The sequence below is a fragment of the Persicirhabdus sediminis genome (genome assembly GCF_016595495.1).
GTDB classification, from domain to species: domain Bacteria; phylum Verrucomicrobiota; class Verrucomicrobiia; order Verrucomicrobiales; family Akkermansiaceae; genus Persicirhabdus; species Persicirhabdus sediminis.
On the sequence record NZ_JAENIM010000041.1, the window covers coordinates 72,234 to 94,271 of the forward strand.

At 48.8% G+C, this 22,038-nt stretch carries 14 protein-coding genes; 3 read left to right on the forward strand and 11 right to left on the reverse strand.

The genetic code is table 11. The annotated features are described in order from the left end of the window. Positions 1-103: 103 nt before the first annotated feature. Positions 104-736 carry a YceI family protein gene (locus JIN82_RS11060; protein ID WP_200311710.1) on the reverse strand — a complete coding sequence of 211 codons (633 nt, stop codon included), beginning with the start codon at positions 734-736 and terminating at the stop codon, positions 104-106. A gap of 19 nt (positions 737-755) precedes the next feature. After that, positions 756-1,478: a pirin family protein gene (locus JIN82_RS11065; protein WP_200311711.1), complete on the reverse strand. Its 723-nt coding sequence runs from the start codon at positions 1,476-1,478 to the stop codon at positions 756-758. A 110-nt stretch (positions 1,479-1,588) separates the two neighbouring features. Between JIN82_RS11065 and JIN82_RS11070 the strand changes: the two genes are divergently transcribed. Further along, on the forward strand, positions 1,589-2,464 hold the full coding sequence (locus JIN82_RS11070; protein WP_200311712.1) for a LysR family transcriptional regulator: 876 nt from the start codon (positions 1,589-1,591) through the stop codon (positions 2,462-2,464). A 140-nt stretch (positions 2,465-2,604) separates the two neighbouring features. After that, positions 2,605-4,959, forward strand: a complete 2,355-nt coding sequence (locus tag JIN82_RS11075) for an Ig-like domain-containing protein (protein WP_200311713.1) — start codon at positions 2,605-2,607, stop codon at positions 4,957-4,959. 78 nt (positions 4,960-5,037) lie between these two features. Here JIN82_RS11075 and JIN82_RS11080 read toward each other — a convergent pair whose 3' ends face one another. Together JIN82_RS11080 and JIN82_RS11085 are read right to left on the reverse strand one after the other, a co-directional pair. Then, complete coding sequence (locus JIN82_RS11080) at positions 5,038-10,284, reverse strand: LamG-like jellyroll fold domain-containing protein (RefSeq protein WP_200311714.1); 5,247 nt, start codon at positions 10,282-10,284, stop codon at positions 5,038-5,040. A 279-nt stretch (positions 10,285-10,563) separates the two neighbouring features. Next, positions 10,564-11,571 carry a hypothetical protein gene (locus JIN82_RS11085; RefSeq protein WP_200311715.1) on the reverse strand — a complete coding sequence of 336 codons (1,008 nt, stop codon included), beginning with the start codon at positions 11,569-11,571 and terminating at the stop codon, positions 10,564-10,566. A 172-nt stretch (positions 11,572-11,743) separates the two neighbouring features. Between JIN82_RS11085 and JIN82_RS11090 the strand changes: the two genes are divergently transcribed. Then, positions 11,744-14,305, forward strand: coding sequence for an HzsA-related protein (locus JIN82_RS11090; RefSeq protein WP_200311716.1), 2,562 nt, complete (start codon positions 11,744-11,746; stop codon positions 14,303-14,305). A 231-nt stretch (positions 14,306-14,536) separates the two neighbouring features. On the opposite strand, the gene JIN82_RS11095 is transcribed toward JIN82_RS11090, so the two are convergent. The 7 genes from JIN82_RS11095 to JIN82_RS11125 form a co-directional block, all read right to left on the reverse strand. After that, positions 14,537-15,484: a hypothetical protein gene (locus JIN82_RS11095; protein WP_200311717.1), complete on the reverse strand. Its 948-nt coding sequence runs from the start codon at positions 15,482-15,484 to the stop codon at positions 14,537-14,539. Between the two features lie 318 nt (positions 15,485-15,802). Next, positions 15,803-16,552: a hypothetical protein gene (locus tag JIN82_RS11100; RefSeq protein WP_200311718.1), complete on the reverse strand. Its 750-nt coding sequence runs from the start codon at positions 16,550-16,552 to the stop codon at positions 15,803-15,805. A gap of 334 nt (positions 16,553-16,886) precedes the next feature. Continuing rightward, on the reverse strand, positions 16,887-17,201 hold the full coding sequence (locus JIN82_RS17715; protein WP_425511517.1) for an integrase core domain-containing protein: 315 nt from the start codon (positions 17,199-17,201) through the stop codon (positions 16,887-16,889). Between the two features lie 2,248 nt (positions 17,202-19,449). Continuing rightward, on the reverse strand, positions 19,450-19,974 hold the full coding sequence (locus tag JIN82_RS11110; RefSeq protein ID WP_200311720.1) for a hypothetical protein: 525 nt from the start codon (positions 19,972-19,974) through the stop codon (positions 19,450-19,452). Positions 19,975-20,134: 160 nt separating this feature from the next. Continuing rightward, on the reverse strand, positions 20,135-20,545 hold the full coding sequence (locus JIN82_RS11115; protein ID WP_200311721.1) for a hypothetical protein: 411 nt from the start codon (positions 20,543-20,545) through the stop codon (positions 20,135-20,137). Positions 20,546-20,609: 64 nt separating this feature from the next. Beyond that, entirely contained in the window at positions 20,610-21,161 is a 552-nt protein-coding gene (locus JIN82_RS11120) for a hypothetical protein (protein ID WP_200311722.1), read from the reverse strand. Positions 21,162-21,331: 170 nt separating this feature from the next. After that, complete coding sequence (locus tag JIN82_RS11125) at positions 21,332-21,778, reverse strand: hypothetical protein (RefSeq protein WP_200311723.1); 447 nt, start codon at positions 21,776-21,778, stop codon at positions 21,332-21,334. Positions 21,779-22,038: the final 260 nt, after the last annotated feature.

Below are 22,038 nucleotides of genomic sequence, written 5' to 3' on the forward strand. Positions count from 1 at the left end.
GCACTGGGGCTGACGGGGTAGAGATGGAAATGACTAGGTGTCGGTATTATATGCTGCTAAAGATGATGAGTCTCTGAAGCTAGCAGCATAGAAAATGGTTTATTTATGATTCTGGCTGAGCCTTGAGGTCAAAGCGGATAACAACTTCCTCACGGATGAGGTCATCGGTTTCTCCTGGGTACTTCACGTTGAAGTCGAATCGGTTAATAAAAAAGTCTGCTTTGATAGTGATTTCGTCAGCTGATTGCTGAACGGTAACTGGAATGTCTAGCGACTTCGTGACGCCGTGGAATTCGAAGTTGCCCGTGAGTACGTGAGTTTCACCTTTGGATCCAGATTTCTCAGTTAGCCCAGTAGCGGTAAATGTGCTGTTCGGGTATTTTTCTACGTCAAAGAAATCAGGTGCTTTAAGGTGAGCCGTTAGGTCGTCGTCGTCAGACCAAGTCGATTTCATATCAATGACAACTTGGTGGCCTGATGTCGCAAGCGTCTCACCCTCGACGTGGAAATAGCCTGAGATGTCTTTGAATCCACCTGAGTGTGAACCCGTGACTTTAGATCCAACAAAGGTGATGTTGGAGTCTTCAGTGAAGACCCACTTCTGGCCAGTTACATCGCCTTCGGCGACTTCTTTGGCTTCAGAAACCTTAGCTGCGGTTGAATTGTCAGCTGGGTTTTCGCATGAGCTTAGGGCAAATGCTGCTGCGGGGAGTAGGATGAAAGCTATTTTTTTCATAATATTGGTGGGAGGGTGCTTATTTTAGATCAAATAATAGGGCTTCGGAGTCAGTAGTACTGGAGATTTCTAATGGGCCAGCGAGTTCAGTGAAGGCGGCATCTCCTGCTAGAAGTGATGTGCCGTTGATAGTAAGCTCGCCGCGAATGACTTGCAACCAAGCGCCGCGTCCGTCATCTAGCTGGTGGCTGATGTTTTCTAGCTTGGCTAGGTTGAGTCTGTAGATAAATGCGTCCTGCTGGATAGTGGCGGATTGCTCGCGCCCGTCCGGTGAGATGATCAGTGATTTGTTAGCTTGTTTTTGTTGTTCGTTAGGTCGCCATTCCGTGTATTGCGGTGGCTGGTCTAGCTGTTTTGGTGATATCCAGATTTGCATTAGTGAGGCGAACTCACTAGCTGATCCGTTAACTTCAGAATGTTGGATTCCTGAGCCAGCTGACATCACTTGGATATCACCTGGATGAAGTTTACCTATATTGCCGAGGCTGTCTTTGTGTTCGAGCACACCTTCTAGCATGTAGGTAAAGATCTCCATATCGCGGTGTGGGTGTTCAGCAAATCCTCGTCCCGGTGAGATGAGGTCTTGGTTGATCACTCGCAAACTGCGAAAGGCCATTAACTCTGGATTGAAGTAGTCGCCGAAGGAAAAGCTGTAGCGAGCTTTGAGCCAACCGTAATCACGGTGGCCTCGATCGTTAGAGCGTAAGACTCGTAAGCTGGGAATGGGCTCGTCCTTCGTCATGAATGGAACTTGTCATAAATTGTTTGTTTTGTCTCATGTTTAGATGTTCTACATGCCATGCCTAAAAGGTATGCTTGACAAGTTGTAGTATGCACGATAGGCATTAAAGAATGAATATTCGTCAATTGCGCTACTTTGTTGCGGTAGCAGATGCAGGAAGTATTACGGCAGCGTCAAAGGTGCTGAACATTACTCAGCCAGCACTCAGCCGGCAGATCCGCGCATTTGAAGACGATTGTGGATGGAACCTGCTAGATCGCGGGGCGAAGTCTATCAGGCTAACGAGAGCGGGCGAGGTCGTGCTGCGTGAAGGACGTGAAATTATCAAAGAAGTCGATAGGCGGAAGTTGATCATGCAGCGTCAGATTGACGGCGGGGTGATTAAAGTTGGTTATGCCCCAGTGCTGGGTGGCCCATTGATTAAGATGGCGATCGGCTGCTTTTTGCAGCGACATGCTAGAGTGCAAGTGGAGCTATTGGATCTGACATCACAGGACATGCGCGAGAAGGCGATCGCGGGGGAAATTGATTTATTTGTCGGCTCGCAGTCTAGTGAGAAAGAGCTTAATTGGCGCACCTTGGTGATCAAGCGATGTTGTCTAGCGGTTCCAGCTGGCCATGAATTTGCAGATAGAGAGATCATTCGCGGTGAAGAGTTAGATGGTCAGCGCATGTTGATTTTGTCTCGCGTGGAATACAAAGATTACCAGAAGCTTATTACTAACTATTTTTTAGACCATGGAGCCAACGCCAAGATTGCTGGTGAGTTTGATGGCATGATGAGTTTACGTGTGGCATTGGAAGCAGGGCTCGGACTAGCGATTTTGCCTTACGAAACGGAAGCTGATGATTCGGTGCGTTTGATTCCGCTAAGTCCAGAACCCAAACCTATCAAGGTAGCGGCGGCATGGAGCAGCGCGAGGCAGCCAGGGCCAGTGGTTTCGGCTTTTGTTGAGGAGCTCTATCATGCTGGCCAGCGGGTTTAATCTGGTTGAAGCGAGCCAGCTGGGAGTTGAAATAGTTAGGTGATGAATTGTACGAGCTAGCTAGGCAGCGCTGCGCTGGAGCCTATCGGTTAAGTTACTTAAAACCTTGAGTTCGTATTGGGAATAGATATTTTTCATGGATGAAATTAATTACCCTATACGCATCTTTATGGGCGATGCTTTTAGGCCAGTTAGCGCACGGCGAGGTCCTGTTACATCACAGCTACGATGATGGTGCTTGGGATTCGCGTAATGGTAACCATGGTGCATTGGTGATTACCAAATTTCCCAAGACATCGGTCTATACGGCTGACGCAAAGTTTGGCGCAGGATCATTAAAATTCACAGCTGATAGTCGAGTTGACCTCGAATCTACCATCACGCTGGCGGATAACTCAGCGTGGGCAATTTCATTTTGGTTCAAATCTAGCAACGGCAAGTCAGCTGGCATCATTGGCAAATCAGGAGACTCCAACAGCCTTGGGGTGAATTACAATGATTCGGCCAAGCGCACACTATATTTACGTGGCAATGGTGGCTCCGCACATGCAATCACTGCAACGAGTACTGTTAATCCAACAGCTGCTGATGTTAGTGTCTGGCACCATTATGTTGTTAGCTGTAATGGTCAGAGTGCTGGCGGCGCTGGAGCCGTGCTGGTTTATGAGGATGGTCAATTGATGTCGGGTAGCTGGACGGGGGAGAATACTGGGTTGAAGTTAGCACAAATTGGCCAAAGCAATTTGTTTAGCGCGGCGGCTGGCCAGCTTGATGAGCTGTGGGTTTTTGATAATGAACTCACCTCAGTGCAGGTGCAGGCGATGTATGCTATCAATAACCCGGCTGAGCCTCCAGCTAGCTCTGATGATGTCTATCAGATGCCTGAGAATGCTAAGCTGCAAGTGAGTGAGCAGCAGGGTGTTTTGCATAATGATCACAGTGCTGGCGGGAGCCTGATTGCGAGCCTTCATGTGGCGGCTGAATTTGGTACGGTTGAGCTCTCAGCCAATGGCTCATTTACCTACACGCCTAATGCGGGTTTTGATGGCATAGACGAATTTGTTTACCGCTGTGAGGATGGGGCGAGTTGGGCAAGTAGTCTGGCTAAGGTTAGGGTTGATGTTAGTGGTGGCAATGATACGCCTGTCGCCAATGCGGATAGCTATGAAGTTTGCAAAGACTGGCTCTTAAATGTTCCTGCAGCTGGGGTGTTGGCAAATGATGTGGACCCTGAAGGTGATGATTTATCCGTGGAGTTGGTTTCTGATGTTAGTAATGGTCAGCTGGATTTTAATGTCGATGGGTCCTTTGTTTATACACCAAGTTCAGGATTTGAGGGCGTTGATAGCTTCAGTTATCGAGCGATAGATGGTCAGGCAACCAGCAGTACTGTGACGGTGAATCTAGACGTGAAGCCAAAACTCAAAGTATTTTTGTTAGCTGGCCAGAGTAATATGTGGGCAAAGCAAGCTGTGCCAGGTGACTTGGCGGCTGACAGCCCTTTTTACGGTGAGCAAGACGATGTGTTATTTTACACGGGAGGCAGCAATTGGAGTGTTTATGATGCCAGCAATTCATCAGTTGTTGGTAACCGTTACGGCCCAGATGTGACCTTTGGCCATGCCATGAGCTCGTATTTTGGTGAGCAGATAGGTTTGATCAAAAGCTCTGAGGGGGGAACAAACCTCTACGTCGAGTGGCGGGCATCGGATCCTGTGGGGGAGAATTTTGCGGCATTCAAAAGTCATGTGTTAGCAGCTCAAGCATCGCGTGATATCGAAATCATTGGCATGCTGTGGATGCAGGGAGAGACGGATACCAAAACCGCTGAAACCTCCGGCGACTATGCTGAAAATCTAGCAAGCCTGATTAGAACCTGCCGTGCTGAGTTTAATGCCGGCGGCATGCTCTTTGTCGCTGGGCGGGTGAATCCACCCGTGGCTAGCTGGCCGTATGTAGATGTGGTGAGATCTGCGCAGGAGAACATTGCCGAGCCTAACTACACATGGATTGGTTTAGATCAACTTCCCAAAGTGAGTGATAATGTACATTACACCGCAGAAGGTATACAGACGATGGGCTATCTATTTGCCGATGCTATTGCTAGCTTGTTTGGTGATGGTCCGGTTGATGTTGATGGTGACGGCATGGCTGAGTCTTGGGAGCATTTGCATTTCAATACTAACATCTTAGCTGAAGATAACCCAGGCGGAGGCATTTTCAATAACGTGCAAAAGTATGTGTTAGGATTTGATCCCCTAAGCAAGCAATCTGATTTTTATTATACGAGCTTTGAAAAATCGGACGCTTCAGCTGGCGTGACGATCAGCTGGCCAGCGGTGCCGGATTGTACTTTTAATGTACTGTGGAGTGCGGACCTGAACACGCCATTTATTGATATCAGTGGTGATTTGCACGCGCCGAGATCTAGCTATACAGATGAAGTTCATCACCGTGCGTCGATGGGGTTTTATAAGGTGAAGGTGACACCGTAAATGATGGTGGCTTGGGGCAAAAAAATAGCTCAGCGGCTAGAACGGCCGCTGAGCTGATTGAGATTCTAACTAGATTTTCTAGCGAGTCATGTTTAGATTGAGGCGGAAGAATTTATGCCTGTTCTCAGCGTCCTGAATGATGCTAATTTCCACGGCTTCACGGGTATCGTCAGCTGGATCAGTAAGGGCTTGCTCGAGTGTGTAGTCGGTATCTTGCTCAGCTGGATACCAGCTGACCATATCGGTGCTCACCTCTAGCGTTTCTAGGATATCTTCATTTTTGCTACGCACATAAGTGAAGGTTGGTCCGTCTGGTGTTAGCGTCATCTTTGGTAGATGGCTGAGTTCATCGTTTGCTGTGTTAGGATCTTTAGCAAAGAAGTACTCTTCTAAGTTGGTGATGCCATCATTGTCGTCATCACCAGTTGGGTCGCTTGATGTAAGCTGGTTGGCGTAGCTCCACTCGTAGTAGTCATAGCCGTCAGCGCTGTAGTGAACCACGAGGTTGCTGAAATCAGCTGAGGCAACTTGGTTATTATTGTGAGACGTTAGGGCGACACCTAAATACGCTTGCTCTGGCATGGCGAGCTCTTTGCTTTCGCCAATTTGCGTCCAAGTCCATCCATCGGTAGAGAAATACCCGGAGAACTCATTTGCGGTGCGAGTTAGTTTGAGCATGAGCGGCATGATGTCATTGCTGACACTTTGGCTAGCAGTCTTCGCGTCCGCTAGACGGCGTATTTGGAAGCCTGTATTGCCGTCTGGGCGGACCTGGAGGTAGGCATTTATAGCGCCCGCTTCTAATGATTCTCTAATCATCAGGCCAGCTTTGGTATTTTTGTTGGTATTGCTGACGTCGTTGAGCTGGATGGTGACTTCTACGTCGCCTGTGATATCAGCACGATGATAGAAGTGAAATGCGTCAGCTGCATTCCAAATGTCTGCACCACTCGCTTGCATGCGCAGTGTGCGATCTGCTAGGTTGTCAGCCGAGCTGCCTGCAAACTGCGCATCTCCAATGTCGATGCCTACCCAGTTAGGGCCAGCTAGCTCGGCGTGTTGAGGGGCTGGGCCATTTGACCCATCTAGCTGTAACAAGTAGTCGAAGAGTTCTTGTTGGTCCGCTGCGCTGAGCTGACGGACGCGCGCGTGGGCGGTGCCGTCGGGAGCGAGTTGGCTAGAAAAGACATCATCGAGAGTAGCTGCGGCGCCGTCGTGTAAGTACGGGGCGGTGGCCCAAATACCTCGCAAAGTAGGCGTATCGATGCCGTCTAGCAAGCTATTGAGTCGTTGCCCGCTTCCCTCTCTAATTGTGCCGATATGATGGCGGATGTTTTTTGCACTATCAGTATAATCGTCACCGCTGTGGCACTGGGCACAGTTGAGATCCATAAAGTGATTTTCGCCAGTTTGGGCGGTGCTAGTCATGCCGCCGTTATTTTTTCGGTGTGGGCTACGCGGCACCTGATCGAGTGAGGCGACATAAGCAGCGAGCGCATCGAGATCCTCCGATAGGCCAGCTTTGGCATTACCTAATGTGGTATTGTGTGAGCCGCTTTCAAAATCGGCATCGTCGATGAAACCTGTGCCGGCTTGTGGCCCGCGGATGTCGTGTTCGAAGTCTTGGATTTCGTCAAAGTTAGCACTCCAGTGGGCGCGACCGTGGCCTACGCCACGCTTGCCTAGCAGTGTGGTGGTATTGCGCAATCCTTCGCCACGCTCGGTGAAATCGAATGTGCGGCCGTCAGTGGCTCCATCATCATGGCATGACGCGCAGCTGATGTAGCCGTCTAGGGACATACGCAGGTCGCCGGCGTTGTAGAAAATTTGTTTACCTAGCAGGACCTCTGAATCTAATGATTCGTTAGCTACGGTGGGAATTGTAGCTAGATGTTCTTCTGGCGCTAGCAGGTTGAGGAATGCCTCGATATCAAAGATTTGTACGCTGCGGCTCATGAAGTTTTTGACGATGAGCTGTTTGCTCTCGGCATGGTAGGCGAGGCCGTCGGGAGCGAGCTCAGTGGCAATGGATTTTCTTTTCACCATGTTGCCGCCGTAGATATCGTAGATGTTGACGACGTTGTTGCCGCGGATGGCGACAAATGCATAATCTCCCAGTGGGCTGAAAACGATGGCTGATGGGAAGGAATGGTTGTCGTGGTCAAATCTGAGCGCTTCATTTTCCTGGCTAGATCCGTTGTCAATCACACAGTTAGCTGGGCGCACGGTATTTTGGAATGCCTCGGAGTCTGGCTGGATGTTTTCGCCTTCGAGGAAATCACCGCGGTCCACATTCACCTTACTAGCTGAAATCCAGGTGGATTCTTGGTCGGGTGTAATGGCAATGTTAGACAAGTAGTTGAATACCCCGCGACCGTCCACAGAGGTGTCGAGCGCTTCGTGTTTGCTCAGGCCTATCGTATTTTGGATCTTGAACTTGTTTAAGTTGACCTCCCAAACAGTGGCGGTTTCTCCTTCGGTAATGAATTTACTAACGTAGGCTCGTGTGGCGCTGCCGTTGATGGCGATGGCGCGGCAGTTAGGGCCCAAGTAGAGTGAGCTGTTACCAGACACACTGGCGACATCGTAGCGGCGGATTTTACCACTGCCTCCAGCGGTGACAAACATCTTGTTAATCTCAGGTGCGTAGACGATGTCGTGTGGCTGGGCACCATAGTTTAGATTAAAGTTTTTGATATTTACGCCATTGTCTATCACCTCGATGCGGTCATCGTCGCGGCAGACAACCCACACGCGCCCTAGGTTATCGACGGCTAGCGAGCTAGGTCGTTTGCTCACGGCGATCTCGGAAACTTTCTGATGGGTGATGAGATCGATGCTGGTGATGGTATCGTTATCTGGGTTGACCGTCCAGATGAGCTGGTTTTGGCTATCGACAGCTACAGTGCTGCTGGAAGTAGCTGATGGGCTTTCTGGTAGGGTGCCACTGGTGAGTTGGTAAATCTTGTTGGTTAGGTTGCCCACGGCGTCGCGCACGCTGACTTGCATGCTGGCGCGGCCAGCTTCTTCAAAGCTGTAGCTGAAAACGTTAGATTCACCCCAGCCGCTGTCGCCGCCGTCGATTTGCACGCGGTATTCTAAGGTCTCAAAATCGGCATCGCTGGCATCTACGGTGATGGTGAATAATTCTCCAACAGGCAAAGGAGTAGCCGTAGAGAGCTGAATATCGTCGATGACTGGTGGGCTATTATTCGGGTCGATAATGATGGTGGTACCGGTAGAGAAGCTAAAACGCAGCTCAGATTCGAGGCCATTGCCAACGACGTCTTTGATGCCGCCTTTGGTTAGGATGACTTCGTAAGTGGTATTTTCTGCCAGCAGATTGCGAGGTGTGATGTTGAGAATGCCCTTATCACACCAGGTCATGGTGGCGTCGAGCTGCTCACCGCCGAGCTCACGCATGATGACGGTATCTTTAGTGATAGATGAGGTATCAATGCTTTCGGGAATGAAGATGCCAACGCGGCTAGTGGTCGCTTGATTGATCGCGCCGTCAGCTGGGCTGTGGTAGCTGGACGCCGTTGGGCCAGTTGTATCAGCCTCTAGCTCGTGGACAAATAGGGCTGAGGCACCTTTGCCGCTGATAATGAGCAGGGCATTGCCGATGGGCATCAGGTACTGGTTTCCTTTTCTGAAATTGAACACCGTGCTGTAATCGTTCATGTCGATTTTGCTGTTGCTCACAAACATGTAATTGTCCTGGAAGTGCGCGTATTGGTCGTTGCCTGAAACGCTCAGCTCGGCTTCCAGCACGAGATTGGTCGGGTCTGTGAAATCGACAATCGAAGTCCTTCCTTCGCCGGCTGCATTTTTTCCGGGCAGGACGATTTTATTATGGTAAATGGCGGGTTCGTACGCGCTGCCGACGCCGTAGAGCAGGTCTAGCATGATCGGGTTGGCAGGGTCACTGATATCATAGGTGGCCACAGCATCGCCCCAGCCGTTACTGGAGGTGATGATCATCAAGTTGCCCATTACCATTGGCACACCGCGGAAGCCAAAGTCGTTTTCAAAGTCCAAGCTAGCTATCTGGGTATCGGTGCGCATGTCCCAGATTTCCATTGGCTTGTGGCTACGTGGGTAGCCGTATTGACCGTAATAGGCGTATGGTGGAACCATGTATGCCTGCACATCGGGTGAGCGGCGGACCGTGTAGTCCAGCCCTGCTTGTTCTTTGATCGCTGGCAACTGGTTGAAATCCCAAGTGGTCGGCGACTTGGTAAAAGTATTGTTTTGGTAATAATGGCCCAGCTGAGGGTCGATAGTCTCGTGCATCAGGTGCTCGGGACGTTCGCAGTTATAGAAATGGCTCACACGTTTTGGATCAGTGAGGTCAGAGAAATCATAAATGGCCAAGCCGCCACTAAAAGCAATGTTACGTGAGTCGACCGCAATCCAGCCGTCGAGGTAGCTGACGGTCACCGAACGACCTTCTTCACCATTTAAGCCCAGTGTATTGAGGTCAAATGTAGCCAAACGATCACCTACTTTGATTGTCTCACCATCGTAGCTTTGCTGGCCAATGCCTGGGCCGATATGACCGTGTGATTTGCCTTCAATTTCACCGGCAATAGTTTCGATTGATTTGCTTTCTAGCCCGCCGAGGTAGAGGTGGCGAATTTCACCAGCATTGAGCACGCGGCTCCACACGGCAAATTCATCGAGATAGGCAGTCAGGCCATCTAGGCCATTGCTGGCACCAATGACGTCGAATGGTAAGTCGATGGACTGAAATGGATGCGAGTTGGTAAAGGCTCCGTAGGCAAAGCCGTCTACGTAGACAGACATGGTTCCGTTGTTGGCAACCATGGCGAGGTGGACCCATTTGTCGTTGGGAAATTCTACATCCAGCACACCATCAGCCACCCCGTATTTGGTTGCGCCAACTTGAGTAGATTCGTATTGAACCAGCCTTACCGAGTTGGTCGCTGAGTCGAGTAATGTTTCAATGTCTCTGCCGGTGGCTTGTTTTTTCACCCAGAGGGAAATCGTCCAGGCGCGAGGAATATCGCCGAGGTTCAGGTTGATTTGCGAGCTGGCTTGTTCGAGATTAACCGCCTTGCTGACAATTCCATTGACGTAGCTTACGGTGCCAGTAGCGGTTCCGTTGATACCATTAGCTGAGGTATCAGTGAGGTTGTTGTTGAATTTCCAATACGCCTCAAGGTCTTTGCCGAGTTCGGTGGAATCAAATGCTTGCAGCTTGGCCGAGCTGGCCATGATGATGCCCGTGATCAGGGCGCAAGCGGTGTGTGCAGCTAGACGAGCGCGCCTAGCAAGCGTGTTTGTGTGGAAGCCTTGCATGTGAGAGAGGTGAAGTTGTGTTCTGGGCCAGAGGCTCTCAAATGGCATTGGGGGAGATGGGACAGGGGTTTACTCACTTAGGGTGAATCATCAGGGGGCTGTCCATCTGAGTGTTTGGCGGGTAAAACATAGGTATGATGGTTAAGTCGCGCAATCACAAAAAATGGCATCAGATGAGGCCTTGATAAGTTAACGCTTTTAGCTAGCCAGAAGTTGGTAACTAGAGGCAATTTTCCAGCTAGGTGGCGCGGGTTTCTGAGGCATTGAGCTGGAATTCGACTACTCGTCGTCTTCCTCGTCATCTTCTTCCACCACCATGACTTTAGGGATTTCTCGCCCTTGCAGGCTGGTCCCTAGCTCGAGCCATAGCGCGCGAGTCATCTGGTCAAATGGCGCCTGTCCCGCAGGCAATTGCTCACGTTTGGCTGGCACAATGAAGTTGGCATTGGTGCTCAGCTGGCGCTGGCTGCTGTCGTAAACAGCATCTTTGATGATCTGCTTGAGCAGCTCTGGCTGGTCGCGCGGCATCATCATGGCGACGGGTGGTGTTTCTGCATCAAAGCGATCGTCGCGTGACAGCCATAGCGCCATAGCTATCGGCGGAGGTGGCAATGGTTCCCCAGTCTCCGGGTGAGTAAGCACTGCTGGCGGCGGCGCTGGTGAGACGATGATGTCGCTTTTGAAAGATAAAGTCTGCCCTGAGCGCAGTGAAATTTCCTGGCCGAGATGCTCGATCTCGCGCTTCAGGTCCTTGCTATTTTCCATCGGAGTGCCCACGTGGATAGTCAGCCCGATTGGTTTGCTTCCTTGCGGGTTGATGTATTTCACCTCACCAGAAATGGCCTCGATGGCATCAATCGCCTTGGCGCGTTGTTTTTTGTCGGAGTCGCAGCTATCGAGAATGCGCTCGTATGCGAGCAAGGCTTGCTGCTGGTAACCGAGTTTTTCCAGTCGCTTGGCCAGCTGGCGCATCGCTACTGGACCAAAGTTTTTCTGATTGGCGTAAAAATTCAATGGCGGCGGCGTGCTCAGGTCGCCCAGCAGGATTTGATTCTGCTTTTTCTTCGACTTGTCATTCTGCAGCGTGATTGGTGCGAGCGCCGCAGGATTGTAGACCACCGCAGGCAGTTGCTTGCTTAGATGTTCGCCTTTCCATTCCTCGGCTGCTTGAGCTAGCTGGCGCGGTGTGGGTTTGGCGAGGAAGTCGTACTGCATGGTGCCAAGTGTCCAGCTCATGGCAGCCACAGCGGTACAGCTGATGGCGACAATATAGCGTGGAACTTTCATGGCGGTAATTTGCGGATAAGCCGGCCAAGATGCAAGTACTGAGGTGGGAAATGAGCTGGATAATCTGGCATCTATACATATCAGTGGGTTTTGTAACCAAGCCGATCATTTTTCAGGGCAAATTTCGAAAAATTCCCTTGTGAAATCTATTTTCATCATAACTATATGACTCATGTTATTATTTCTGAGCAAAAGGAAATGGCAGGCGATCACGGCAATGCTAGTTTCGGCGTGTCCTGTAGCGCTTTCGGCTAATGACCAAATTGGCCCTGATGCCGCTCATGTGGCAGCCGAATGGCAAACGCTATCGAGCCAAATTGCAGAGAGTAATAACTGGGGACTCGACCGTTTACGTAATGAAACCTACCGCCAGGAAGCATTGATCCTACCTAGCGATGTGGACCCTAATGCTGTGGTAAATCGCCAGCTCAGCGGCTTGATCGACCACCTCGAGAAATCTGGCGTCGATCTGGCAGCGGAAAAACTCGAACTGCAAGCGATCAACAAAAATGCCAGCCAGCTGGATAGTCAGGGGCAATTTGCCAAGCTGACAAACTTGCGCCGTCGCGTAGCGTTCAAAAACCCACTTCTGGATTTTGACAAACTGCTCTTCTTGAAACACGACAAAATGGTGCGAGGCGAACGCCACATGGTCGACCAATACCTCGGGTTTAACCAATCCAAGCGCGGGGGTGTTTTTGTTTTGCACAACCCATTCTCAGATGATGCCAAGACCGTCAGCCTATCTGCTAATGCCAGCGTGGAAAATGGTCGCCTCAAGGGAAAAGAGCTAGAAAATAACGGCTCATTCATCTCGCTAGAACTCGATTACGAGGGTGAGTACATCTACTTTGCTTTCACCGAGGCTGAGCACCAGCCACGTGACAAAGAGTACTCGTTCGATGAGGACCCACTGCGTCACCTGAAAAACATCAACGGTGAAAAAGCACATTTCAAGAGCTACTACAACTTCACCCCTAGCGGAAATTTTCAAATCATGCGCATGAAGGCAGATGGCACCGAGCTCACCGCTCTCACCGACGCCAGCCACAATGATTTTGACCCATGCATCCTGCCGAGTGGCCGCATCGTCTTCATCTCTGATCGCATCGAAGGAAACCAACGCTGTGGCGGACGCTACAACTCGACCTTCACGCTGCACAGCATGATGCCAGACGGCTCAGACATTATCCCGCTCAGCCACCACGATACCAACGAATGGCACCCAAGCGTAGATAATAATGGCATGATCATCTACACGCGCTGGGATTACGTCGACCGCGACTCGGACGTCGCTCATCACATCTGGCATTGTTTCCCTGATGGTCGCAACCCACGTGCCTATCACGGAAATTACCCGAAAGTACGTGAACATCGCCCGTGGATGGAGCTTTCTCATCGCGCGATTCCTGGCTCAGACAAATACCTCTCCGTCTCCGTTCCTCACCACGGTGAAAATTACGGCTCATTGATCATGCTCGACCTCAAAAAAGAAGACGACGGCGGCATGTCACAAGTCAAGCGCATCACCCCAGAAGTCCTATTCCCAGAAGCTGAAAAAGCACCCGGCGTTCCTCATGCCAAAGGCAAACATAAACCCAATGGCGAAATCTACGGACAGCCGTGGCCGCTCAGTGAAGACTTCTACATCTGCACCTACTCTCCTGATGGCGACAAACACGGCATCTACCTCGTCGATAGCTTCGGCAACAAAGAGCTGCTCTACCGCGATAGCGAAATCGGCTGCCTCGACCCAATGCCACTGCGCGCACGCAAAAAACCTCGTGAAATCCCCGTGCAAACCACCCAAGCACTCGCGGATAAAGGCGCTACCGGCCAGCCAGTAGATCGCCAACACATGGAGCCCGGCTGGGGCACCGTATCTATCATGAACGTCTACGCGTCCAAACACGAATGGCCAAAAGACACCGTGATCAAAGAACTGCGTGTGGTAAACCCGTACCCAAAACCAAACTACCACCAGCATAAACCAAAAATTGGCCACGCCAACCAGTCCATCGCCAGAGGCATCCTCGGCACCGCACCCGTGGAAAAAGACGGCAGCGCGTATTTCAAAGTGCCAGTAGGCATGCCCATTTACTTCCAAGCCGTAGACGAAAATGGCTTCATGGTGCAAAACATGCGCTCCATCACTTACCTGCACGAAGGCGAAAACCTCAGCTGCGTAGGCTGCCACGAGAGCAAGCAATCAACACCAATCAATAGCTCATCAGCACCGCTCGCCATGACGCGCCCGCCATCACCGCTCGTCAACGATCTCGAAGGCTCATACCCACTCACATTCCCAAGAATGGTTCAGCCAATCCTCGACCAACACTGCGTCAGCTGTCACGACAGCGAGGAGAGCGCCGGCAGCCTGCGCGGTGATAAATTTGATCCCAAACTCGGCTGGTCCGAAGCCTTCACCACCCTCAACCAATACGCCTGGGGCAAACACGGCGGCAACGGTGGCATTAACAAAAATAAACGCTCCTACTCGCTCCCTGGCCAAGAAGGGTTCCGCGTCTCCAAGCTCTACAAAATCCTCGTGGAAAATGACCACCACGGCGTCCAGCTCAGCGATGACGAAATGCGTCGCATCGCCGCATGGGTCGACTGTAACTCCAACTTCTACGGCGCCTACGTCGGGCTAGAAGAACAAGCACGCGGCGAAGTCGTACCTCCACTCCTTGGCCTGCCACCACAAATCCCATTCGACCAACTGCAACGCTAACCCAGCGGGCAGAGGAATGGGGAAGTTTAAGAGGTCAGAGTTTCCGATGTTTTCAACTGGATATTCAATTGAACTTCCCCAAAACACTAGCCAGCAGGTCACCTTACTTCTGCAACTGTTCACGATCGACCTTCTTCAGCCCCTTCACCTCCAGCCGATACGCCAATATTCGTCCTCGGCGCAACACAATCTTACGATTCCACTCGTTCAGTTAGCGCCCGCGGTATCACATCATTCTTGATCCGCACTGAGACCAACCCTTAATGTATAGAAGGCTAAGGCTTTGCCGGTACCCTTGTTGCGGATAATAATCTGCCCAAGGTCAGTCTTCCACGAAACGCTATCTTTATTCTCTATAGCCACCCTAACTTTACCGGCTTGGATATCTACGGTCCCGCTAGAGTATTTACCTGAATAGCTAGCTTCATGTAAATCAGCAGAAAGACCTTCCACTGAAAACTCGGTCACAGACACTTGTCCATCTACACAACGTCCAGTCAACAAATAGTCATCACAGGCAAAGGCGTCTTGGTTTGTGTACTCAAGCGGGTAAAGCCCATGTATGGTTTTGTCTCCGTCATTGATGACGATATCTAATGTCCCTATATATCTACCGTACACCACATCTGTATCGACCGTGACTACACCCTTTACAGCTCCGTCTTCTATTACGGTATCGACTTTAAACATTCCGTCTTCATTGGTCACCTTACAGGCCTCTATGGAATGGTCTGATGATGTTAATTCTATTTCAAAACTACCAATATTCCCTGAACTGACGCATTCAGTATAATTTAGCTTATAGAAATTAGATACATGTATCATGAAAGGCATAACTTTCTTGCTACTACCGTTTTTTCCGTACCTGCATGTTAATTCATAAACAAACCTCGCTGATTCATCAGCCGGACCAAAAACGATCGGCAAACGAAGAGAACTCTTCGCTGGTATCTCGATTGTAGCTGGCTGTACTAAAGTAGCTCCACAACAAGAAAGAGCCTCCAAGACACGAACTTCTTTGGACCCGGTATTTTCAAGTACCAAGGCGTTACTCTTACGAGGACCGATCTGAGCAAAATCAATACGCTCTTCCAGTGTCATGACAAGATCCGCCAGAGCTAAATGAGTCGAGAAAAGAAAAGATAACAACGCTATATTACCAATAACTAATCGCTTCATAATTATTCTTCTAAGTAGAGTGGGTAAGTATAGATCTTTTGTTTAGTATGACTATCGCTGATTTTTCAGACATCGAATTGTCTGTACTCTTGATAGCTAATTTGAGTCTAGTTCCAACTCTCTCAGTATGATCAACAATCAACGAGTCCCGCCCACCGATTTGCAGCTCTACTTCACTTGGAACAGCTCGATCAAATGTAGTTTGGGCACTCCCTGATCTTCAACTCTATCTAGACCCTGCAGATATTGGGACACTGAGATTAGGGTGATCAGAGCTAGCCCCCCAGAGAAGCCATTCAATTACTCTAGTTTTCACAATTAAAGCAGATCAACAGATATCTTCGACTCAATATCATACAGTTTCTTCATACCTTTGGTATTAATTTTCAAAGGCTTATTCTCACCATCAAGAATGTTAACTGAATGAATAACATAACGCTTACTGCCTGAACAATTCAACTTCGTATTGGCTCGGTCCCAATAACCTTTGTAGTCGAACACCTTGAACAGCCCCAGATTACCAATCATCACCTTCTCAGTAGACAAATCAAAATAGTAGTCTGCCAAATTCTGATCTTTACTAATAAGATGGTATCTCGTTTCGCTTTTCTTGTTGATGTCATACCTCCCCTCAGTTTGGTAACGCTTCATCAAGAAATAGGGACTCTGTTTTAGCATGAAACCGTAGGTGCTTTCGACCTTTTCACGGTCTTTAGTTTTTATAAGAGAGGATCGATCGTATCGCTTGATATAATAATTAATCCCATCATAACATAGTGAACTAATAGGTTTCTCCATTAACTTTGAGTGGTAGAGATCAACGCTATATGTATTCCCAATTTTTTTGAGAACTCCATATCGATTTATGGAGCCTCTAGTCTCAGCTACATCGACCTCACCCCTATCGAGCATACCCTGAACCTCTGGATGATTAGAGATCTCGTAGTGGGATTCAAAATCAACCGGCATTGCTAATAGGCTGCGGTGTATCACCGCATTAAAATCTTCGGCCTGAAGCGAGATAAAAGAAGAGATAGTAACTATAGCACTAATTATATAGATTTTCATAATAGAAGGTAGCCCCTGACACATTTGAGCCAAGGCCTGATAGTTCAAATTATTCTCCGTGGGTGTGGTCTGGACATTTATCAACTAACTAGAAAACCTAGTATTTCGTAGGATTTTGACATAATTAGTTAGCACGCGTAAGCACACAAACACCGTTGAGGTTAATCAATACTCAGTGTTAGTTAATGTCGTGAACATTTATTTAGATAGTTTAAAATTAGAATGATAGCAACAACTAACTTAACATAACATGAGTTAGCTGGCGGGTAAGGATATAAATTGATCTTCCCCTCAAATTTCGTACAGCAAGTCTCCTTTAATTTTTTTAGTTGAATTAGGCTGCTAGAGTAACCTGATTTTGTTTTTTGAGGTGCTCAAATGGCGAGATATAGCCCAGTGATGAGTGGCGTCTGTAGGTGTTATAAAAGCCCTCAATGTACTCAAAAATAGCTTTGCGAGCTAGTTCTCTGCTTGCGAAATAGCCACAGCTAGGAAGTAGTTCTGCTTTTAGTGAGCCGAAAAAGCTCTCACATGTCGCATTGTCGTAGCAGTTTCCTTTGGCTGACATCGACTGCTTGAACTTATGATCTCCGAGTAACTTACGTAGTTTACAGCTTGTGTACTGGCTACCTCTATCAGAATGAAAGATGGATTTGCCTCATGGTAAATCCCATTGAGTCACAGCTGCTTCTAGGGCGCCGGTCACGATTTCAGCGGGCATGGCTCCAGCGCATTGATGCCCAACAACTAGGCTAGAATGGAGGTCGATAACCACTGATAGATAGAGCCATCCTGACTGGATTCTCGCTGCAACTGAAAAAACGCTGGCTGAAAAATATCTGAAAGGGGACACGCTCCAGCGGAAATCAATGCCGAAGGCATCACTAAAAGCCAACCCCGTGTGATGACGCAGCCACCCCGCGGGAGAAACGCCCCGCAAACCCCGTGCCCTGAAAGGGCTCCTGATAGGCTGACATCCGGTGAATTTTCGCAAGCCAGCTAGCTAATCCACCCAGCTAGTTTTGTAAAGTACCTGTGTTATACAGGTACTTTTAGCCATCCTGTATAGCTGGCTAGCTTGACTCAGAGCTAACTAAGTCGGAATATGTCTTCCCGCCGAACCAACACCAGTTGGAAAACCAATGCCGAAGGCATCGTTAAATGCCAGCCCCGTGCGATGGCGCAGCCATCCCGCGGGGGAAAACGCCCCGCAAAACCCGTGCCCTGAAAGGGCACCCGATAGGTAAACAATCGGTGAGTTTTCACAAGCTAGCTAATCCACCCAGCTAGCTACACGAAGTACCTGTATTATACAGATACTTTATGACACCCTGTATAGCTGGCTAGCTTAGATCTGACGAAGTCGAAATTTGTCGTCCTGCCGCAAATATGATAGGTGAGAAGAACGAGCAGGAAAAGGTCCAACGGACCGGGACACTACAGCCCAGTGCAAGGCTGAACTGAAAGTTCAACGCAGCTCTGGGTAATAGTCCCCCAAAAAGCCAGAAGCCCCAAAGGGGCGAGAGAAAGCTCAGCAGAAAAGAAATCCAGCTAGAGCTCAGAGAGGTGAGATGGAAATTCCAGCCGACCCTACAACAGCTGGAAAACCCATGCCGAAGGCATTACTGAATGCCAGCCCCGTGCGATGGCGCATCCATTCCGCGGGGAGAAACGCCCCGCAAAACCCGTGCCCTGAAAGGGCTCCTGATAGGTATACAATCGGTGAATTTTCACAAGCGGTCTAGCTAATCCACCCAGCTAGTTTTATAAAGTACCTGTATTGTACAGGTACTTTGTGCCTCCCTGCATGGCTGGCTAGCTTGACCTGACGAAGTCGAAATTTGTCGTCCAATCACAAATATGTTAGGCGGGGAGGACGAGCTGGAAAACTATTAGCTGGAAAAGGTCCAACGGACCGGGACACTACAGCCCAGTGCAAGGCTGAACTGAAAGTTCAACGCAGCTCTGGGTAATAGTCCCCAAAAAAGCCAGAAGCCCCAAAGGGGCGAGAGAAAGCTCAGCAGCAAGAAAGATCCAGCTAGAGGGTAGGGAGGTAAGATGAAAATTTTAGCCGCGCTCGTTCCAGTTGGAAAACCAATGCCGAAGGCATCGTTAAATGCCAGCCCCGTGCGATGGCGCAGCCATCCCGCGGGGGAAAACGCCCCGCAAAACCCGTGCCCTGAAAGGGCTCTCGATAGTTAAACCTCCGGTGAATTTTCACAAGCTAGCTAATCCACCCAGCTAGTTTCATAAAGTACCTGTATTATACAGATACTTTATGACACCCTGTATAGCTGGCTAGCTTAGATCTGACGAAGTCGAAATTTGTCGTCCAATCACAAATGTGTTAGGCGGGGAGGACGAGCTGGAAAACTATTAGCTGGAAAAGGTCCAACGGACCGAAACACTACAGCCCAGTGCAAGGCTGAACTGAAAGTTCAACGCAGCTCTGGGTAATAGTCCCCCAAAAAGCCAGAAGCCCCAAAGGGGCGAGAGAAAGCTCAGCAGCAAGAAAGATCCAGCTAGAGGTCAGGGAGGTAAGATGAAAATTTTAGCCGCGCTCGTTCCAGTTGGAAAACCAATGCCGAAGGCATCGTTAAATGCCAGCCCCGTGCGATGGCGCAGCCATCCCGCGGGGGAAAACGCCCCGCAAAACCCGTGCCCTGAAAGGGCTGCCAATAGGTAAACAATCGGTGAATTTTCACAAGCGGTCTAACTAATCTACCCAACTAGCTACATGAAGTACCTGTATTATACAGATACTTTTCACCAACCTGCATAGCTGGCTGGCTTAGATCTAGCGAAGTCGAAATTTGTCCTCCCGTCGCAAACATGTTAGCTAAGCTAGCCTGCGTGCTGATAAGCAAAATCTACCTCTGCGGGATCGTTATCAATGCTTAGTTTTTGTCTCTATCATCAGAGAGAGATTCGTCTTCAAAGTTGTAGCGCCTAGCAAATGAAATGCTACACCTCAATCTAGCGACGCGCTCGATGTTTTCAATCCCGCTGGCAACATCCCTCATGCGTAACGCACAACAAAGCCGGCCCGCCCGATCCCTAATCTCAGCCAACTCACCATCACTAGAGGCCTGAGCCACATAGCGATTTTCTGCTAGCTGAAAAAACTCGTGTTCACCCGCTCTAGCGAGCTCTTGATCTTGCAGAGCATCTTCAGGCCACAGCCCATTGATAATGTCGCCTCCAATTTCCTGGAGTTCGTAGAGCACAAAGCCCATATGATAGAATGACAATGCCGAAATCTGTAAGCGCATGCCAGCGTACTTCGACATGTTCTCAGTCATTATCGTATCTAGGCTGAGCGGAGAATGGCTGGTGTAGCGGTGGCGAATTGCCTGCAATGAAGCCACATCCTTAAGCTGTATAATCTCGCTGGCCAGAAACGCTGAGTGATAATTTTGCATCTTTTTGATTTAGCGTATGCTTGATGGGGGGCTAGCTGCAATAAGTTACGAGAGACCTGTTATTGGCTTTGAGTATTTAACAAGAAATCAGTTGGCTGAAACAATGTTTTTGTTAGTCTGAGGTCAAAACCATGCTGACGAGATCTCACCGAGAATATTATTAGCGGCTTAGACGGTCCATGATGAGCCAACTAATGGGGATTAAACAAGCAGGAATGGCTAATAGCCAGTATGGAAGTGAGAGGTAAGTTAAGTTTGGGAAGGCAGAGAACTTGAACCCGCCAGCTAAGACCTGACTGAGTTTGGGTGGATCTCTAAAAAGAGCCATACCTCTATTGTCGACAAACGCTCTTTCGTAGTGGCTAAAACCCTGTTTGTAATATGGTACTGTTGGGAATAAGGTTCCAGATGGTTCTGGAGTCGTTACAGCTAGAGATAAACTGCCGCTAGATGAGCCAATGTTGATCCAGGCTCTATCAGCAATTGAGCTGTTCACCTCGAATGCAAAAACAAAAGTCAACGCCCATAAAAGGATCAATGCAGTTAGCGGTAAGAGCAAGATAGATTTCATCGTTGGAAACGTTTAGTGTTAGGTTGTCGAGGCCAGCAAACGGCTCGTCGCTGGTTTTGCTCAGCTAGTATTTTTGATGGCGTTCAAAATATCTTTGATAGAACAGGCTGTAGTTAGAATCGTAAGTAATAGAAGTGATGGATTCAATGTCTAGCACACTCTTCTCGTCATCAATTTGTCCAATACCAGTGATGAAATCTACAGAGACGTTATGCTGCGTTACCTCGTCGATGAACCCGATAACAAATAGATCATTTTGTATTTCGTCCTCTAGAATGATGACGGCACGTCGGTCAAAGTTATCTAATAAATGCCTGACGCCTCCCTCGGGGATTTTTGCCGCAAAGTCGACTCGATCTAGCAGACCTTCTTCCTCTAGCAAAGCTTTCTGAAATTCATTTGTCGGCGTGCTCTTAAGAGCGCTAATATCGGCGATCCTCAACAGAAGCCATCCATCGATATGGAAATCATACTCGCGCTTGAGCAAGATCCATTGATCATCGTAATCCACTATAAATCCATGAATGTCATTAGAGTCGATGCGCTCACGAGTGATTGTTACCAATGATCTGGACTGGCTGAAATGTTTAACAAGAGACTTGGGAATCGAGGTCATTGTTTTTGTTGCGGTTAGTCTGGCGATTCAAACGAAATTCAATCAGTGAGTTGTATTATTTAGTTAGCGTTGGAATTGTAATAAAATTAGGGCAGTCTTGGACTGCCCCACGGTTGGGGGGATGCGCCTTGTTTGTTTGAGGCTGTTTTATGGTAAGAGAAAGGTTAGTTCTACTTGATAGGAAGACATAGAAAGTGCCACTTCTTCTCGACATCCCAATTAATTTTGTAGCTTCCTTTAAGCTCTAACTTTACGTTTTCTCTACCTGCACACTTTAGACCTCTAGTGTTGTATTCTCCGGGAGTGATACTAGCACCTTCGTGCAGTTGAAATCTTGTTCCAACTCCTGATCTAGAAGGTTTTATGTACTCAGAGGCATCGGTAATCATGAAGAAATAACCTAATGAGAATTCTTTCTTCTCAGTTGCTAGTTCAACTGCCTCAATGTCAATATATGCATCTATTCTACCTAAATTCTGCGCTGCTTGTTTCTTTGTCTTAAACTTGAGCTCAATGGCGCAATAAGTATTAGAGTTTTCATAGCCGCAAACGATGTCAATGAACTTTCTCTTACCTTTGATGTCTTCGAGGCGTTCTTCTAGGTCGACGATAAACATGTCATCTCTACTGATGCAGTAACAGTCTCCTATAACAGATAGGATATGGCCAAAGTAGTGTTGAAATGGAGCTTCAGTAGGGATTTTATGACGACCATGTAGGAATCTAGATTTGAAGATCCGCCATGAGATCTCTACGACTTCACGGATTCGCTCTTCATGTGACTTGGGAATAGAATTCATTATATATAGGGTAACGCCAAGCTAATGTGACATAAAACGGTGGTATAGAACTTTTGTTAAGCAAAAAGCGGCATGCG

Coding starts and splice junctions, on each gene's coding strand:
- JIN82_RS11090 (WP_200311716.1), top strand. CDS start 11,744: ATGTTATTATTTCTGAGCAAAAGGAAATGGCAGGCGATCACGGCAATG.
- JIN82_RS11100 (WP_200311718.1), bottom strand. CDS start 16,552: ATGAAAATCTATATAATTAGTGCTATAGTTACTATCTCTTCTTTTATC.
- JIN82_RS11075 (WP_200311713.1), top strand. CDS start 2,605: ATGAAATTAATTACCCTATACGCATCTTTATGGGCGATGCTTTTAGGC.
- JIN82_RS11070 (WP_200311712.1), top strand. CDS start 1,589: ATGAATATTCGTCAATTGCGCTACTTTGTTGCGGTAGCAGATGCAGGA.
- JIN82_RS11125 (WP_200311723.1), bottom strand. CDS start 21,778: ATGTTTATCGTCGACCTAGAAGAACGCCTCGAAGACATCAAAGGTAAG.
- JIN82_RS11095 (WP_200311717.1), bottom strand. CDS start 15,484: ATGAAGCGATTAGTTATTGGTAATATAGCGTTGTTATCTTTTCTTTTC.
- JIN82_RS11065 (WP_200311711.1), bottom strand. CDS start 1,478: ATGACGAAGGACGAGCCCATTCCCAGCTTACGAGTCTTACGCTCTAAC.
- JIN82_RS11060 (WP_200311710.1), bottom strand. CDS start 736: ATGAAAAAAATAGCTTTCATCCTACTCCCCGCAGCAGCATTTGCCCTA.
- JIN82_RS11110 (WP_200311720.1), bottom strand. CDS start 19,974: ATGCAAAATTATCACTCAGCGTTTCTGGCCAGCGAGATTATACAGCTT.
- JIN82_RS11080 (WP_200311714.1), bottom strand. CDS start 10,284: ATGCAAGGCTTCCACACAAACACGCTTGCTAGGCGCGCTCGTCTAGCT.
- JIN82_RS11115 (WP_200311721.1), bottom strand. CDS start 20,545: ATGAAATCTATCTTGCTCTTACCGCTAACTGCATTGATCCTTTTATGG.
- JIN82_RS11085 (WP_200311715.1), bottom strand. CDS start 11,571: ATGAAAGTTCCACGCTATATTGTCGCCATCAGCTGTACCGCTGTGGCT.
- JIN82_RS11120 (WP_200311722.1), bottom strand. CDS start 21,161: ATGACCTCGATTCCCAAGTCTCTTGTTAAACATTTCAGCCAGTCCAGA.